We start from the raw sequence: 16,923 nt of genomic DNA, 5'->3' as shown, positions 1-16,923 counted from the left end.
TTCTAAAACACTTTTTAATACTTAATCGGATTTTGGGCGATGTCCAAAATGGCTTGCCGGAAAGCTTCTGCTGCCGCCTGGCAAGCTGATTGGGTGCCTGTCAGTAATCCACCGCCGAAGTTTGTTTCTGACGGCGGGCCAAAAAACTTTACAAGTTTAACATCGGCTGCCTTCAGCGCCGCATCAAGGCCATAGACTGCCTCTAACGGCGGGGCAATCAGATAGGCAAGCGGCTCACCCTGCCTGATTCCTGCCTCCTTCGAAAGATAGGAACCCGTTCTCGAAACAACATGGGCATAAAGGGCATGCGTTTTTTCGTGATTGATTGCTTCGAAAAAGGCATCGGACTTTGCCGTTTGCTGCACTGCTTCCATTCCGCTTTTCACTTCATCAGGGGACGCCCCTGCAATCATCCCAATCATCTCTCCCGACAATGGTCCGGAAGCGTGGCCGGAACCTGCGTAAAAGGAGCGGGCATAAACGACTTCGACATCAGCTCGTTTTGTTGCTTCATCAAGGGCCGTATATCCAATATCATCAACGGTTGAGGTAAAGATGGCCAAGCTTCTTTGATGTGGTTCAAGGTTAAATTGCTCCGCCAAATCAGGGTCAACATTTGGAATTACTCGAACTGCTAATATGTCAGCGTAAATACGTTCTAAAGCCAAACTACTCCCCCCTTAGCCTTCCTTTTGAACAAGCGACACGCCGCTAGCCTCATATTTTAATATTTTCTGAATGACCGTACCGAGATAAGCACCAGCCTCAACAGGCGGGATCCCGCCCTTATGAATATTCGAAATCACCATTCGATCAGCCTCGATTGTTCCTTTCCGCGGCTCGAAGCATAAATAAGCACTTAAGGATTCTGCACTAACAAGACCTGGGCGCTCCCCAATTAATAACACAACGACCTTCGGCAGAAGCGCTTCTCCAACATCATCCATCACGGCAACCCGTCCTTTTTCGATATAAAAAGGGGTACCCGAATCAAGTCCCAAACTTTTCAGCGATTGCTGTAGAGATAGGTAGACATCCTCCACATTTTCCTCTACGGCACTCGAGCTTAGTCCATCTGATACAATAATTTGCACGGTTGGTGCTTTACGACATTTTTCGCTAATCATTTGCTTCGCTTCATCCGAAAGCTTGCGTCCTAAATCAGGGCGGCGGATGTAAACTTCTTTATCCCTAACCTTTGTGCTTACTTTAAAGAGATCAAGCCGTTTAAGCAGCTCCTCATTGACATCACCATAAACAGCATCGACGGCTGCAGCATGGTCAAAGCGAAATTTTAACCATGTATCTGTTTTCGGCCGTGAACCCGCTCGTCCAACTCCGATTCGGGACGGTGTTTTACTAATCAGATTCTTTAGTTCTTCCGGATCGAATGGATTTTCAACTCCTGAAGCAGGATAAATGGCTTCCGTCCGCTGTTCTTCTTTTTTAACAGCTGACTCTTTCTTTCTAACTGAGTTGGATTCAGAGTAGTTGCCAAATTCTATACGCCCCTGTCCTTCCTCCACTTTCGCATCTGAAACATTCAGAGCGGGGCGAGAGATATTTTTAGGTTCGGAGCTTGAAGTATGATCCCAAAATTTCACAGCAGATGCCGAGGGCGCCACACTGTTTGCGGCCCCCCCGCCTCCAGGAGGATTTTGGGCTTGTAATTTTTCAACAATCAGTCTTGTTATTTTTTCTATAAGCTCAGGATTCACTTTATTCAACTCCTATCTCGAAAAAATGGTCGGATCCCCGGCAATCTTACTTAGTTTTCCATTTTCAAAGATCCCCATTTTCTCGAGCCATTCAGCGAAGATTGGGGATGGTTGTTTATTCATCGTTTGTCTTAATGTGGCAACATCATGGTAGCTTAGTGATTGATAATTTAACATACAGTCATCACCCATTGGTGTTGCGATTACAAAATTTACCCCGGCAGCGGTAAGTAGGACCCCTAGATCTTCTATATCATTTTGATCTGCTTTAATATGGTTCGTGTAACAAATATCCACACCCATCGGAATGCCGTGCATTTTTCCCATGAAATGATCTTCTAAACCAGCACGAATCACTTGCTTATTGTTATACAAGTATTCCGGACCGATAAAGCCAACCACTGTATTGACGATATATGGATCATAATAGCGGGCGAACCCATAATTTCTTGATTCAAGTGTCATTTGGTCGATTCCGAAGTGTGCTTCAGCTGACAACTCCGAGCCTTGACCCGTTTCAAAATATAAACGCTGCGGCCCTGTTCCAGTCCCTAGAGTCTTCGCCAAATCGTTTGCTTCCGAAAGCAAGGAAGCGGTAATTCCAAACGAGCGGTTCGCAGCTTCAGTCCCAGCAATACTTTGGAAAATCATATCTGACGGCGCTCCTTGTTCAATGGCCTTCATTTGTGCCGTGACATGGGCCAGGACACAGTTTTGTGTCGGAATTTCCCATTCTTTAATAAAATTGTGGGTCGCATGAAGCAGGCGCTTTACACTTTCTACCGAATCATCGACCGGATTGATACCGATGACCGCATCCCCGATCCCGTAAGACAGGCCTTCTTTAAGGGAGGCAATCATTCCCTCTACATTATCCGTCGGATGATTCGGCTGAAGCCTTGAAGCTAGCGTACCTTTATATCCAATGGTGATATTGCATTTTGTTAAAATTTCAATTTTGTTTGCTGAATGGACGAGATCAAGATTGGACATAAGTTTTGCCACTGCAGCAATCATTTCACTACTTAATCCCCGGCTTAGCCTTTTTAAATCTTCACCTGTCGTTGTATCATTCAAGATATACTCACGAAGCTCAGCCACAGACCAATTTTTAATAGATTGGTAGACAGGTTCGTTTAGCTGACCTTCGATAATTCGCGAAACCTCATCCGTTTCCGGTGAAAGTAACGGGTTTTCTCGAATATCTGACAGAGTTAAATGACTAAGTACTTCTTTTGCAGCAATTCGTTCTTGGACGGTTTCTGCCGCTATTCCAGCCAAACGATCTCCGGATTTTTCTTCGTTCGCCTTCGCAAATAAGTCTTTTAAGGATGTGAATTGATAGATTGTTCCTAAATAATTTGTTTGCAGCTTCATTGGAAAAATCCTCCTTTCTTAATGATGAAACGTTAATGTTTTGATTACCACTGGGACCACACTTGTTTGCAGCAAATGTCCAATATCAATATAATCACCATGTTCAACCCGTATTTGATCAATGCAGATGATGCTTCCCGAAGGATTTTGGACTTTCAATGTTTGCCCTAGGACCTTGGCATGGTCACTTTCTAAAACTATCACTAATGGTTGCTGGTGATTGGGTTTGGCTTGGATCGACGACAAAATGACTGCGGCCAATTCTTGAATATCGCGAAAACCTAAATAGGGCATTTCCGTTAAATACAAGGCAAAGTTCTGCCCCTCCCTCTGTGGGTCATAGATTTCTAGCGCTTGGGTAATGGCCTCAGGCATTCGCTTTAACCCGTCCTGCAGTACTTGTCCAAACGGAATTTGATAAACCGGAAGATTTCTTAACGGCAACTCATTGCTTTCAACATGAATCGTCGCCCCGCTTATTTCCGTCGTCTGCGTCCCTGCCCCGAGTACGGTGGCCCGAACGGTTTCAAATGGCTTGACCCATTTCCATAACGAAAGTTCTTTACTCTCCCTAAGGGAAGCAGCCAGCATTTCCCCGATATCATCATATTGAGCTGTGCCGGCTGCACCAGTCTCATATTTGTAGATGCATTCACTGATCCCGCCGGAAAACATGATCACCTCAATGTCCTCCTGCCAGTCCGGCTCGTGACCTAAAAGCAAAGGCTTATCCGATTCCAATAGTTCTCGATTTAACATTCTTGCAATGACGGCTGCCATAAAATCGGTTAACTTTTGTATCACTGTTACATGGCGGCTGTCACCTTCTTTTGCCGCTGAGGATGGCCCCCACTGTTGAAGCAATTTTTTTATCGGAGGTGAAACACTCTTAATCTGATTACCGGCAAACTCAATCAATCTACCCCCAATATGTAATGTACAGGTTCCGCAAAGCTTTCCTGCTTTGTAAACCGCCACATTGGCTGTACCCCCGCCGATATCAATATTTGCAATAACTTTGCCTGTCTTTTTCGAATATTCATAGGCACCGGAACCTTTGGCAGCAATGATTCCCTCTAAATCCGGGCCGGCAGTTGCTACTAGAAATTCACCAGCATGATCTGATAACGAATGGATCGTTTCTTCCGCATTTTGTTTCGTCGCCGTTTCTCCTGTGATGATGACAGCACCCGTTTGAATATCTTTGGCTTCAATTCCAGCCTTAGCGTATTCTTCTCTTACAATCGTTTCTACCGCTTCCATATCAATCGTAGTTGTTGTTCGTAAAGGAGTTCGGTAGATGGGGCTGCGATATAATACTTCCTTATTGATAATCTCAATCCGGGGCATATGCATCCCGCCCGCCATATTCATCAGCGAGAATTTACTGATGACAAGCTTTGTCGTACTCGTGCCGATGTCAATCCCTGCACTAAGAATATCCTCTTTTTGAGGCTCGTATCGTTTGATGATGATCACCTCGATCCTAAAATGTCTATGGGCCTTACTATTCAGACTATTATTGAACATGCAAAAAAAGCACCTCATATGAACTATCATTTTCATGACAGTTCATACAAGGCGCCTTTGCCTGATAAATTCTTTTGTATACTAAGAATATAGTCTAATCCTCCACTTTTGTAAAGGGTTTCATGAAAAAAAGCTCCAGCGCTTTGGTCAGGCGCTGGAGCTAGATTCATAAGAAAATAATATCCGTTTCCGGGATGGACTCAGCATATGCTTTCATCTCATCCATGGAGTTGCATTTTACTAGATTTCGAATTTCCTGAATCCCTTTTCCGGTAATCGAAGAAGAAATGACGATGGGTCCCTTTGGAATAACGCTCCTCAATTGTTTAATGCCGGCACCAACATCCGCGTTTTCAGAGTCACATTTCGTAACGACCCCGATCGGAAGCTTATTGATGCCAGTACTAAATCCAGGAGGAAAAATCGTCCTTTGCCTTGTGGCATCTTGCAAATATAATACATGTGTCACTTCAAGTGCCGTCGCCATAATATTTTTATAGAAAAAAGGATTTTCCGTGTACTCACCGGGTGTATCGACAATCCAGTCCTGATAATTGAGTGACTGCGTTTTAACCGCTGCCATTTTCCGTTCAAGAAGTGCATTAGTTAACGTTGATTTCCCTGCGCCAATGGAGCCGATTAGCATTGCCCTATTTTTTTTCATAATAGACGTCTCCACTACGATTTGGTAATTCTTGATGGAGTGTACTGTAATATTTCGGACAAGAACCGGTTAATTTCTTCCATCGCCATTTGCACCGAGGAAACACTTCCGATAATGACAAGACTACCGGTAAAGCGGTCTAAAAAGCCAATTTGAACATCGGCCGCTTTTGTTGCTAAATCACCCGCGATGATCACGGTTTCGCTTGGTGTCAAGGTCAAAATCCCCATAGCACCTGCTTGCTGAATCCCTAATTTATCAAACATATCCGGATCAGGATTTGCAATGATATGACTTAATGTCACTTGCTTTCCCGGCACGAATTCCTGGATAAATCGTTGTTTCTCTTCACTCATTACAACGGCCCCCTTGATGACAAACTTTGTTACCCTACTTTTTTCACATTTTTACTATTCTGCTTTGGTAAATATTCATCTTTACCAATAATTCCTGCTTCACGGTCCTTCTTCTCCAATTCAAGCGCCTTCGGTACGGATAACCAATAGGCTAAACCGATACCAATAATACCGGCTGAAAGTTTTCCAACAATAATTGGGAAAATCAAGCTCGGCTGAAAATTCGCTGTAAAAGATAAATGGTCTCCTAAAAGGAACGCGGAACAAACAGCAAAGGAAATGTTGATAACCTTATCCTTTGGCGGCATTGTTTTTACTAGTTTAAACATCGCAAGGATATTGGCAATTGTCGCTACAATCCCCGCACTGCCTTCTTTACTTAGACCCACTTTACGTCCGATCGCTTCCAATGGACCTCCTGCATATTTCTGCAGTAAATAAACCATTGGAAATGCACCGGCCAACATAATCCCGATATAACCGGCCGTTTCTAAGGCGCGGAATTGGTCTGCTTTATCCGCCATGATTGGGTGGAAGCCCCACGCTCCAAACACAGTGCTGAATAGGCCAGTGAAAATTTCAACGATTGAGAAGACTAGGACAAGTTTGATTGCGGCATCCATAATGCGCCCAAACCACATAAAGGCCTTGATCATTAAATCTGGCAGGAAATATAAGCCTACTGCAATTATAACAACGAAAAGAAGAAGCGGGCTTAAATTTAAAAGAATTTTTCCATATCCTAAAGCAAATTGATATTTTGCTTCTCCCGTGGTTGCGATAAAATCACGGAATTTTGAGCTTGATAAAGTAATAATCGTACTAGAGATTAGTGCACCAATTGGGATCGTCAATACCCCTGACATGACGCCGAGTGCCATATATTTATGATCACGTTTATCCAGCATGGCAAGGCCCATAGGAATGGAGAAGACAATCGTTGCACCAGCCATAAAGCCGACGATCATTGCCATAATCCAGCCTTCTTGGGTTTGCTTTAACACTTCGGCTAATTGATACCCACCCATATCTGTTGCTAATATGGCGGTAGCGGCTATTGCCGGGTCGGCACCAATGGCCGCAAAAAATGGACCACACACTTTATCAATAAACCATGATAGATACGGAATGGATGCCATGATTCCTGCAGCAGGCACGAAGATATAGCCGACAGAATGCAAACCCTCCATAAATTGTTTCCCTAATCCCTCATCACTGTTTCGAATGGCAGCGATGGCCCCCATCACGGCACATGCCATGATTATGTAGATAACAAACTTTCCTACCATTTCCATAGTAAACCCCTCCTTGAAAGTAGTTATTATTCTATATTAAACGGATTGTGTAAGCGCCTTCTAGTGATAGACCCTTCCAAGTCAGGTAATCCCCTCCTAACTTGAAAAATTGCTAGATTTACTAATCGAAAAAAGACAAAAAGGTGCCGTGCGGTTTTATTATTAAAAAACCACAGAGCACCTTTGCTCGGTCTATTCACTTGTGAAGGGTTTAAGCATTATACTTTAGGATAATTTGCTTTGCTACCTTTTCCATTGTAATCTGTTTGTTCATACTGATTTTTCTCATTTTCTTGAAAGCATCATCCTCAGGCAGTTCAAATTTCTGCATTAAGATCCCTTTTGCTTTTTCAACTATCTTTCTTTCCAATAGCTGTTTGTTCATGGTTTCTACTTGTTCCCGGTAAGCCTTTGCATTTTCAGCCTGCCTTAAGGCAATTTCAACGGCAGGTATGAGACTAGCTTCATTAATCGGCTTCACTAAATAGCCCATAATATTTGCTTGTTTCGCTTTGTCCACATACTCACGCTGGCTATAGGCGGTTAAAAGAAGGATTGGAGTATTCGTTTTCTTTGAAATAATTTCGCTAGCCTTAAGACCATTCATTTTTGGCATTTTTATATCCATAATGATTAAATCAGGCTCCAGTGAAAATGCCTGTTCAACGGCTTTTTCTCCGTCCCCTGCTTGGGCGACAACCTCATACCCGGCATCTTCTAGCATCATCGCTACATCTAAACGAACAATCGACTCATCCTCAACCACCATGATTCGCTTTTTCATGTTTGAATCAGCTCCCTATTAATCGGGAATCTAACTGAGGCAATCGTTCCTGACTCAGCTCTTTCAATTAAAAAATGACCCGATAAATCATGTTCAATCATCATCGATACGATTTCTAAGCCTAATGATGACTTGGCCTTTGGTGAATACCCCTCGCCGTTATCGATTACCTGTACCTTTATTTCATCACCTTGTTGCTCAAATAAAACTTCTATCTTACCCTCTGCCCTCGTTTTAAAGGCATGCTTCACACAATTTTGGATTAATTCATTAATCACTAATGCTACTGACACGGCTTTATTCGATTTAATCAAGAGATGGGGCGGTCCAGAATAGGTGATGCTAATCTTTTTATTTTCATGCTCTGCTTCAAATACCAGCATGTTGCCGATTTTCTCTATTAAACTATAAATATCAACATCGTCCACACTTGAATTGGAAAGGATAATCTCGTAAACGGAGGCAATGCTCGTTATTCGATTAAGGCTTTCCACAAAGTGGACTTTGCTTTCCTCCGGTAACCCTCTTCGCATTTGAAGTCGCAGCAGGCTAGCAACTGTCTGCAGATTATTTTTTACGCGGTGATGGATTTCACGAATGGCGACGGATTTGACAATTAGTTCTCTTTCTTTTTCCCGAAGCTCAGTAATATTCTTACAGATCACAAAGGTCCCATTCGATTGATTGAGCTGGCCTAATTTGATTTTTTTCACTTGAAATACTTGATTCAAAATCATTATTTCTTCCACTAATAGTTCTTCAGGATCGTCAAGGATCTCTTCAATGCTAGGAAAATAATGCACAAGCTGATTTCCTATTTGCCATTCTTCCTCACCAATTTCTTGGATGAGATTGGCAGCGGCGGGGTTGCAATAGAGAATTTTCCCCTCTTGATCAAGAAAGAATAACGAATCCTCAATCACCTCAGGTATAATTGGTCTATTCTCGGTCATCCCTATAAGAATTTCACTTAACGTCTCTGTTGCCTCTGACAACGCTTCCATTTTTTGCTGATGTTGAAGCTGGTCACTAATATCCTTTTCCATAATAAGCGTCCCAATCACACGATTGCCTGCGCCCTTAATCGGGACAACACTTTGGTCAACTTTCTTACCTTCTTGTGTTACCGCCCGATTAAGGAACATCGGCTTACCTGTTCGTAATGAAAAGAATACGGAAGGTTCAAATGCTTCATAGGCAAACTTTCCTACTACCGGTTTTATATAGACCGATTTCGTTGTGGTGGGTGCAGCTTCTGCCACGACAATCGCATGCTTGCCTTCTTTCGTAGGACAATCAACGAAAACATTCGCTTTATTTAAGTCAGCAATTAGCGGTAAATTAGTCACTACTTCTTTGATTCTTTGAATATCTTCCTTCGATAGATTCGTATGAAGAGTACATAGTTCTTCTACAATTTTGTTATTCATATGATGTTAATTCTCCTAAGTGTATAGAAAAACAGAATATAAGAAATATTATAGTGTTTATTTATCGAGCATGTCAATCTCAATTAAAATGGAATGGCACCCTCCTGTTGGAAGGTGCCTTTCAGATTTCTACAATCCTTATGATAAGATCCGCTTTTCCCCATCAATAGCGTGAATTGGATTTATATCTTGCGTAAATTCAATGGTCCCCATGTATGTGCCGTTCTCATCGCGGACAGCAAAGTAACGAATATAGACATATTTATCCTTGAACCTGATCCAGAAATCCTCACAATCTTTTTTCCCCGATTTAAAGTCCGCCAACAGTTCCTCAACAACATGGACACTTCTTGGCGGATGACAGTTCTGAACGGTGCGGCCAATGATGCTTTAGTCCGTGCAAAGATTCTTTCCTTCCCGTGCGAGAAGTAACGGACAACGTCATCCTGGTCAATGAAGGTGATGTCTACAGGCATATGATTCAACAGCAGCTCGAGCTGTTTTAACGACAAAATCCCCGTTTCCATCTTAATATATCCTTCCGTGACGGCCAAAGCATCCAGTGCTATTCGTTCAGGCTTCCATTCTTCTGCCGGGGCTGTTAGGCAAAAGCCGATTTCATCACTTTCATGGGCGATTTTTATCCACTCATCTTCAGTTAGATTCTTCAAGGCCATCGGGAAGAGAATGTTTTCTTCCTTGTAAATCATGTCACTTGTCTCTTGAATGACATAGTTAACCACCCCAATGACTGCCTGCTTGTCACCCTGATAATTGGCTAGCTTTTGCTTGGCATCCTTAATGGCATCGCGGATAAAATCATCAATTCGCCACATATTCGTTGTAGGACCGTAAATCCCGTATGTTTCTAAATAGGGGAAAATTAAATTTTCTTTCCGGCTGTAGTGCTTTTCAATATCAAGCAACAGATTGCAATCTTCCAAGAGTTTGAACACATTTTCATCTGTTTCTTCTTTTTCAAATTGCCATAAGTGAATTTGAATCTTCGTTTTAAGTAATCTTTCAATTGCTTGGTTCTCCAGTTTAAATATATGAACTGGATGCCCTGGCTGCTCTTCCGGCCGCATTGTTTGGTGGTCCCCTTCTTCAATCGAGCCTTTAAATAGAGCCGTATGCAAAGCATATAAACGCTGTAGATCATCTGACGAGATCCCTTCGATAAAATCATGTTGAAGCTGGGATATTTCATCAACAGTTATTTTTCCGATAAGGGCATCGAAGTGGGTTTTACCTCATCTATATTTCTTCCATTATGAAGGTCTGTAAAAATTTGTTTTAATATCTCAAGGCGCTCGGTATTTTTTATTGGCTGCTGCTCGCGGTTATTAATAAATTCACTCATATAAGGATTCTCCTTTGAACTAATTTAACTAGTGATAATATTTCTCATTAGTAACGTAACACTAATTTTAGCTCTTGTTTGTGATTAACATCATTGGGAACGATTAAACCCTTTAAAATGTGAACACTTTAAGAACGAACCATTTTGACAATCTCATTTATTTATGATATATTTATCTCGAATTAAAAATATCTTAATTAAAGATAAATGTTCAACTATAATTACATGAAAGTTATAAGAAAATAAGTATGATTTCCTTAAGTAGAAAATTAACTTTATTTTAATTTTTATATCAATTGGAGGGTTCAATATGAACGGATTAAAAGGTATACACCACGTTACCGCGATTACAAGCAGTGCCGAAAAGAACTATGAATTTTTTACTTTTATTTTAGGCATGCGTTTGATAAAGAAGACGGTTAACCAGGATGACATTCAAACCTATCATTTATTTTTTGCAGATGATACCGGCAATGCTGGAACTGATATGACATTTTTCGACTTCCCTGGCATTCCAAAAGGGATTCACGGCACAAATGAGATTTCCAAAACCTCTTTCCGTGTCCCAAGCGACGCTGCATTAGATTATTGGGTCAAACGTTTTGATCGTTTAGACGTAAAACATACTGGCCTGAGAGAACAATTTGGCAAAAAGACGCTGTCCTTTGTTGATTTTGATGACCAGCAATATCAATTGATTTCCGATGAAATTAATAAAGGTGTTGCGGCTGGAACTCCATGGCAAAAAGGACCGGTTCCATTAGAGTACGCCATTACCGGCTTAGGACCAATATTTGTTCGCGTTGCTAATTTTGATTACTTTAAAGAAATGGTGGAAAAGGTCTTACTATTTAAAGAAATAGGTCATGAAGGATCGTTTCATTTATTCGAAGTGGGCGAAGGGGGAAATGGCGCGCAAATTATTGCAGAATTTAATACGATTCTTCCTCAGGCCCGACAAGGCTTTGGTACGGTCCATCATGCGGCATTCCGTGTGGAAGACCGCTCTGTTTTAGAAGAATGGATTGGCCGAATGGAAGGCTTCGGCTTCCAAACGTCTGGTTTTGTCGACCGCTACTTTTTTGGATCTCTATACGTCAGAGTGGCTCCACAGATATTATTTGAGTTTGCAACAGATGGTCCAGGATTTATGGGTGATGAACCCTATGAAACGCTGGGAGAAAAGCTATCATTACCTCCATTCTTAGAACCAAAACGCGAACAAATCGAAAAATTAGTCCGCCCAATTGATACCATAAGAAGCACGAAAGAATTCATCAAAGAATAATTATTCACTATTCATTTGGACAAGTAGTACAATAATAAGTTAAGCACAGGAAAAGGACAGTGATTTAACATCACTGCCCTTTTTTGGTTAATTTACCTTTTTCGGACCATTCCAATATAATTCCCTTAAACGATATTTTTGTAGTTTACCGGTCGCTGTCTTTGGTAGGGATTCAACAAACTCAACTGCTTTTGGTGCCTTAAAGTGAGCCATATTGGCCCTGCAAAAGTGAATCATCTCTTCTTCTGTCACATGTGCACCAGGTTTTAAAACAATAATTGCTTTCGGTACCTCGCCCCATTTTTCATCAGGAATGGCAATAACCGCCGTCTCCAAGACATCCGGATGTTTGTATAACACACCTTCTACCTCTGTCGAAGAAATATTTTCTCCTCCTGAAATAATTAAATCCTTGGCACGGTCTTGGATTTCAATGAACCCATCTGGATGGGTGACGGCTAAATCGCCGGTATGAAACCACCCATCCCTAATGGCAGCTTCTGTTGTTTGCGGATCCTTATAATATCCCTTCATTACAACATTCCCACGGGTAATAATTTCTCCTAATTCCTTCCCATTCCAAGCCACTTCTTCCCCGTCTTGATGAACAACCTTTGTTTCTCCGTTAAAAGCAAGTTCAATTCCTTGTCTTGCCTTAATTGTTGCTTGTTCATCCCCTGACTTTGAATCAAATTCCCTTTTCCATTCACAATAAAGAATAAATGGCGAGGTTTCCGTCAGACCATAGACATGGATCATATTTAATCCAAGGATTTCTTGTGCTTTATGAATCAGCGCAGCCGCTGGAGGTGCACCAGCTGTCGCCATCCGCGGCTGGGTCTTGATAGCAATTTCCTGCGCTTTTGGATCATTTACAAGCATATTGACCACTGTCGGCGCACCACACAACAGTGAGATATTTTTCTCTTCAAACAACTCAAGAATTAACGGTGGATCGACCTTTCGTAAACATACATGGGTACCGCCAGCTGCCGTGATCGCCCAGACACCGCCCCAGCCATTCGCATGAAACATCGGTAATGTATGAAGATAGACATCATCATGTTTAACATCAAGATGATATAAGAAATTAGCAGCGTTAAGATAATTACCTCGATGCGTTAGCATCACCCCTTTTGGTTTTGAGGTTGTACCACTTGTATAATTTAAGGTGAGGAGCTGATTTTCATCGATTTCCACCGCTGGTAATACCGCCTTATCAGGAACATGTTCAAGAAATGCCTCATAATCCACTCCATTTAAAGAAGTCTTCTGTCCTTCTACAGAAACGATAACGATCTGTTCTAAGGAAAGGCTACCCTCCATTTCCTCAATCGGACCGGTAAATTCTTCATCGACAATCAACATTTTCGAATCACTATGCTTGATGATATACTCCAAGTCTCCCGCTGCTAACCGGTAATTCAAAGGGACCATTACTGCGCCGAGCTGGCAGATACCATAGAAGCATTCCAACATATAATGCGTGTTAGGCAGCATGACTGCCACATGGTCACCTTTGCCGATACCTGCTTTATGTAAGGCTGCTGAAAGACGGTCAGTCCGTTCACCGAATTCCTGATACGTAAACTCCTTCTCGCCATCAATGACAGCCGTCTTTTGCGGATAATACTTCAATGCCCTGCGTTTCCAGTCCAATGGGGTTAATGGAGAAAACATCATGATCAACTCCTCTTTTTTAAATAATTAATTTAATTTTCTTACTATTTTACCATTAATTTCATCTAACATGGTAGTAAGTTTATTAAATAATTGTTTTGACCAATTTATATTTTTCTTTATATGTGCATAGAATACTATGTTGCTATGGAAAAGAATATAATCCTTTGCACCTGCATATCGTTTTATGACGGGAAAGGAGAATGACAACTATGATCAGTTTTAATGTCAGCAAGAAAATTGAAAGTATTGCTCATCCAAAGGTACAAAATATCGTTAGGGTTTGTGTGGAACAAGGATGTCTTTTCAAACCACATCCAAGCAATCCTAATTTAGTTCATTTGTTTGATCCTGTACACAGGAAAAATATCATTGGGGATATAAATCTTTTAAGTCCGCGAGGATATTTTACCCTAGAAGTGGAAAATGGCCGTTTCAAGTCCTTTCGAAATGAAATTTTGGGGTTAGATATTAATCATCCCGATTTTGAAGCAAACGTACTTAGAAGGTTAAAGCGATAGTCCTGATTCTCTATATTTAAAGGTATTGGAAAAGTCAGTGATTCTAAAATCACTGCCTTTTTTATTTTTTTAAAAACTAATTAAGAAATCTTCCATATAATTTACAGTTTGGTACCTGACACCCTTTTACTTTTAAATGTTTGTCACTTTTGGACAAACTTTTTTCCAATATAAGCAATTACCCTATACAAAAAAAACTGTCCTAACGTAGATTAGTAGGAGAGAAGGAAGCGCGTAGGAGAAGTTTTTTAAAAGCATTGCTCTCCCTTTTCAAGAATAAAAAGAGGTGAAAAAATGAAAAGTTTTTCAACAGATGATATTCAAAGAGCTGCAGAGGCGGTAAAAAGGTCTGGGCATGGAAAACACATGTTTAATGACCCTGGATCAAAGAAGCGAACACACCACAAAAAACATTCTCGGCGGAAGCGTCCCCATCGTCCGGTGACTTCACGCAGAGTAACTTCTAGACGAAATACTTCCAGAAATCGCCCAACTTCTGTAATGGTTACTACAAGACGGAACACTTCCAGAAATCGTCCTACTTCTGTAATGGTTACTACAAGGCGGAACACTACTAGAAATCGTCCTACTTCTGTAATGGTTACTTCCAGAAGAAACACTTCTAGGAATCGTCAATCCTTCGTGCCGGTTACGACTCGACGGAATACTTCCAGAAATCGTCAATCCTTCGTACAGGTAACTACTGGACGGAATACTTCCAGAAATCGTCAATCCTTCGTACTTGTAACGACTAGACGGAATACTTCCAGAAATGGTCAAACTTCTATCATGGTTACTTCTAGACGTATTACTTCTAGGCAGCAAAATACTTCCCGCCGAAATACTACAAGACGGAACACTTCTAGACGAAATACTTCAAGACGAAATACTTCAAGACGGAACACTTCGAGACGGAACACTTCGAGACGGAACACTTCGAGACGGAACACTTCGAGACGGACGGTTGCGAGATGTTGTTCTAATCGACGCAGGAATGATAGTAGACAAGCAACTTGGGGATGGTCCACAACTCCAAATGACAATTTCCAAATGGAGGGATACCAGAGAGAAAGAAACATTTGGAGACCAAAAAGAAGCTAATAATTTCAGGAGATATTGAAAAAGATGCCTCGGGGCATCTTTTTTTGCAGTTTATCCTTTTTAGATTCTCTTTTTATAGCAATTATTACTCTAATATCGATAATTTCCTTTGCAAATATTTTCTTCTTTCCACAATATATTCGGTTATTACCGCTAACTCCTGATCAAAGTCATTCAAAGCTTGTTTTTTATAGGGATCCTGTAAAACATATGGGCGAATTAATTGAAGGAGATTTTCAACCTTCGGAATCATATATTCTACAGTAAATTGATGGCTCATAATCTCTACAAGTAGGTTTTGATATTGCTTTCGAAAATTCTCCACATCTAACAGCCGTGCTGTTAATGTGTTAAAGCCATCTATCGGGACATAATTAGCCTCCATCAGCTTTCCATTTACATCCCTTCCCCATGTTGCATCATAATCCCATGGGATTACTTCAAATAAGCCTGTTTCCCCATTCCTGTAAAGAGCATAATTATGAACAAATCCGTCATAATTGGAGGTAAAAATAATCCCGGCAATCCAGCGGAGGTATTTTTCGATATCGACAAATTTTGGGATTCTTTTCTCGAACTCACTGTTTGGAATCGTATTAATGTTATAAATGAACTCCTGTAAGTAAAAATCATCTTCAATAGGCCCGCACTTTCTTTCATAGCCTAATTCCAGTGATTTTTTTGTTTCCTTATCTAAATCGCTCATTAGTGAAAAGTTCGCATCGCCATCGACTGCATAAAAAATACTTCCGTCCGTGAGTTTTCTTCTTTTGATAAAATTCTCATCCACCGATTCAATTTCCAAATAAATTCCTTCCACTTTTCCATTTTGCGTTAATAAAATATGGCGAGATTGTGGAGCTAAACAGCCAATTTCCGAAAAAAAGTCAAAGGACAGTTTATTTCTAATGAAGGATGGATCCTTGAATTCTGCGTTTAAATGGAATAGTTTTGAACCTTTAAATTTTGTTGGTTTATAGAAAGAAATTTGGTAAGACTTTTTGGCAAAATCACGAATATGTGAACCGCGATAACTTAAATCGATTTCAAGTTTTTTCCCTTCTATTGTTAACTGAGCAGGAATGGGCTCATCAATCCAAATATCTCTTTTGAGTTCCCGTAGATCGGTTGGTTTAATAAAAAGCTTGTAGTGCGGTAATTTTGTACCCTCGTCCATTTTTTATTCCTCCTTCCTTTATTCGTATGAATGAAAAATGATGATTGTCACGTTTGATTAGCATTTTTTCTTTTAATAGGCTTTTGTCCCATACAAAAGCAACCCTACATACGTAAATTGGTAAAAGAAGAGTGAGTTTTATGGACAAAAATGTCAATCGGTTTTCGTGCTCCCTTTTCTATATTAAAGGAGGTGCAGAAAAGAAATGAGTGAATTTTCATCAGAGGATATTCAACAAGCCGCCGATGAGGTAAGACGCGGGGGTTTCGGGGACTTCATGTTCAGAGACCCAGGCCACAATCGTGGGATAACACAGAAAAGAACTTCCAGACAAAGAACTTCGGGACGTCGGGCGACATCACGAAGGAACACTTCACGCAGAAATACGTCAAGAAAGAATACATCAAGAAAAAATACGACAAGAAGAGTGACCTCTAGACGGCGCAACACAACAAGAAGAAATGATTTTACATGTTCTGGATGGCGAAATTCAACACGAGGCAATAATCAAATGAACTCCTGTTGGAAAGACGGTAACATGTGGGAATTAAGAATCCGAAACCGTTAATAAGAAAAGCGGAAGCACCCGTTAAGCGGCGTATGGACTGGAGCGCTTTGACTGAGATAAAGGAAACACGG

At 41.0% G+C, this 16,923-nt stretch carries 15 protein-coding genes and 2 pseudogenes; 4 read left to right on the top strand and 13 right to left on the bottom strand.

The features are described from left to right. Window positions 1–14: 14 nt before the first annotated feature. The 10 genes and pseudogenes from eutL to BSO02S_RS10840 all read right to left on the bottom strand — a co-directional run bounded on the left by eutL (window position 15) and on the right by BSO02S_RS10840 (window position 10,517). On the bottom strand, window positions 15–668 hold the full coding sequence (gene eutL, locus BSO02S_RS10885) for an ethanolamine utilization microcompartment protein EutL (RefSeq protein WP_066066689.1): 654 nt from the start codon (window positions 666–668) through the stop codon (window positions 15–17). A gap of 12 nt (window positions 669–680) precedes the next feature. After that, window positions 681–1,718 (bottom strand): ethanolamine ammonia-lyase subunit EutC, encoded by a 1,038-nt coding sequence (gene eutC, locus BSO02S_RS10880; protein WP_066066687.1) that lies wholly within the window; start codon window positions 1,716–1,718, stop codon window positions 681–683. 12 nt (window positions 1,719–1,730) lie between these two features. Further along, window positions 1,731–3,095, bottom strand: a complete 1,365-nt coding sequence (locus BSO02S_RS10875; protein WP_066066685.1) for an ethanolamine ammonia-lyase subunit EutB — start codon at window positions 3,093–3,095, stop codon at window positions 1,731–1,733. Window positions 3,096–3,113: 18 nt separating this feature from the next. After that, on the bottom strand, window positions 3,114–4,625 hold the full coding sequence (locus BSO02S_RS10870) for an ethanolamine ammonia-lyase reactivating factor EutA (protein WP_235846903.1): 1,512 nt from the start codon (window positions 4,623–4,625) through the stop codon (window positions 3,114–3,116). A 166-nt stretch (window positions 4,626–4,791) separates the two neighbouring features. Next, entirely contained in the window at window positions 4,792–5,292 is a 501-nt protein-coding gene (locus BSO02S_RS10865; RefSeq protein WP_066066962.1) for a EutP/PduV family microcompartment system protein, read from the bottom strand. An 11-nt stretch (window positions 5,293–5,303) separates the two neighbouring features. Beyond that, window positions 5,304–5,645, bottom strand: a complete 342-nt coding sequence (gene eutS, locus BSO02S_RS10860) for an ethanolamine utilization microcompartment protein EutS (RefSeq protein ID WP_066066684.1) — start codon at window positions 5,643–5,645, stop codon at window positions 5,304–5,306. A gap of 29 nt (window positions 5,646–5,674) precedes the next feature. Further along, on the bottom strand, window positions 5,675–6,940 hold the full coding sequence (eutH, locus tag BSO02S_RS10855; RefSeq protein ID WP_066066682.1) for an ethanolamine utilization protein EutH: 1,266 nt from the start codon (window positions 6,938–6,940) through the stop codon (window positions 5,675–5,677). A gap of 211 nt (window positions 6,941–7,151) precedes the next feature. Then, window positions 7,152–7,724: an ANTAR domain-containing response regulator gene (locus BSO02S_RS10850; protein WP_066066680.1), complete on the bottom strand. Its 573-nt coding sequence runs from the start codon at window positions 7,722–7,724 to the stop codon at window positions 7,152–7,154. Further along, the gene (locus BSO02S_RS10845) at window positions 7,721–9,154 is read right to left on the bottom strand and encodes a GAF domain-containing sensor histidine kinase (protein ID WP_066066678.1); all 1,434 of its coding nucleotides are present in this window, start codon (window positions 9,152–9,154) and stop codon (window positions 7,721–7,723) included. The genes BSO02S_RS10850 and BSO02S_RS10845 overlap by 4 nt, the downstream gene beginning before the upstream one ends. Window positions 9,155–9,292: 138 nt before the next feature. Next, window positions 9,293–10,517: pseudogene (locus BSO02S_RS10840) on the bottom strand (DUF438 domain-containing protein). Window positions 10,518–10,827: 310 nt separating this feature from the next. Between BSO02S_RS10840 and BSO02S_RS10835 the strand changes: the two are divergent. After that, the gene (locus BSO02S_RS10835; RefSeq protein ID WP_066066676.1) at window positions 10,828–11,805 is read left to right on the top strand and encodes a ring-cleaving dioxygenase; all 978 of its coding nucleotides are present in this window, start codon (window positions 10,828–10,830) and stop codon (window positions 11,803–11,805) included. Between the two features lie 87 nt (window positions 11,806–11,892). Here BSO02S_RS10835 and BSO02S_RS10830 read toward each other — a convergent pair whose 3' ends face one another. Beyond that, on the bottom strand, window positions 11,893–13,485 hold the full coding sequence (locus tag BSO02S_RS10830; protein WP_066066674.1) for a long-chain-fatty-acid--CoA ligase: 1,593 nt from the start codon (window positions 13,483–13,485) through the stop codon (window positions 11,893–11,895). A gap of 212 nt (window positions 13,486–13,697) precedes the next feature. Here BSO02S_RS10830 and BSO02S_RS10825 point away from each other — a divergent pair, with 212 nt between their 5' ends. Both BSO02S_RS10825 and BSO02S_RS28645 read left to right on the top strand, forming a co-directional pair. Next, on the top strand, window positions 13,698–14,006 hold the full coding sequence (locus tag BSO02S_RS10825; RefSeq protein ID WP_066066672.1) for a hypothetical protein: 309 nt from the start codon (window positions 13,698–13,700) through the stop codon (window positions 14,004–14,006). Window positions 14,007–14,300: 294 nt separating this feature from the next. Further along, window positions 14,301–14,375 (top strand): annotated as a pseudogene (locus tag BSO02S_RS28645) (CotG/ExsB N-terminal domain-containing protein); the annotation flags it as partial. 78 nt (window positions 14,376–14,453) lie between these two features. Here BSO02S_RS28645 and BSO02S_RS27010 read toward each other — a convergent pair. Together BSO02S_RS27010 and BSO02S_RS10815 are read right to left on the bottom strand one after the other, a co-directional pair. Beyond that, the gene (locus tag BSO02S_RS27010; protein ID WP_157081431.1) at window positions 14,454–14,831 is read right to left on the bottom strand and encodes a hypothetical protein; all 378 of its coding nucleotides are present in this window, start codon (window positions 14,829–14,831) and stop codon (window positions 14,454–14,456) included. A 361-nt stretch (window positions 14,832–15,192) separates the two neighbouring features. Beyond that, on the bottom strand, window positions 15,193–16,284 hold the full coding sequence (locus tag BSO02S_RS10815; protein ID WP_066066669.1) for a CotH kinase family protein: 1,092 nt from the start codon (window positions 16,282–16,284) through the stop codon (window positions 15,193–15,195). A gap of 205 nt (window positions 16,285–16,489) precedes the next feature. Between BSO02S_RS10815 and BSO02S_RS28640 the strand changes: the two genes are divergently transcribed. Then, the gene (locus BSO02S_RS28640; RefSeq protein ID WP_157081430.1) at window positions 16,490–16,852 is read left to right on the top strand and encodes a CotG/ExsB N-terminal domain-containing protein; all 363 of its coding nucleotides are present in this window, start codon (window positions 16,490–16,492) and stop codon (window positions 16,850–16,852) included. Window positions 16,853–16,923 lie beyond the last annotated feature (71 nt).

The sequence above is a fragment of the Neobacillus soli NBRC 102451 genome, assembly GCF_001591665.1.
In the GTDB taxonomy this organism is placed as follows: domain Bacteria; phylum Bacillota; class Bacilli; order Bacillales; family Cytobacillaceae; genus Neobacillus; species Neobacillus soli.
Note: the sequence above shows the minus strand (reverse complement) of the source record. Positions and strands in the feature narration are given on the sequence as shown.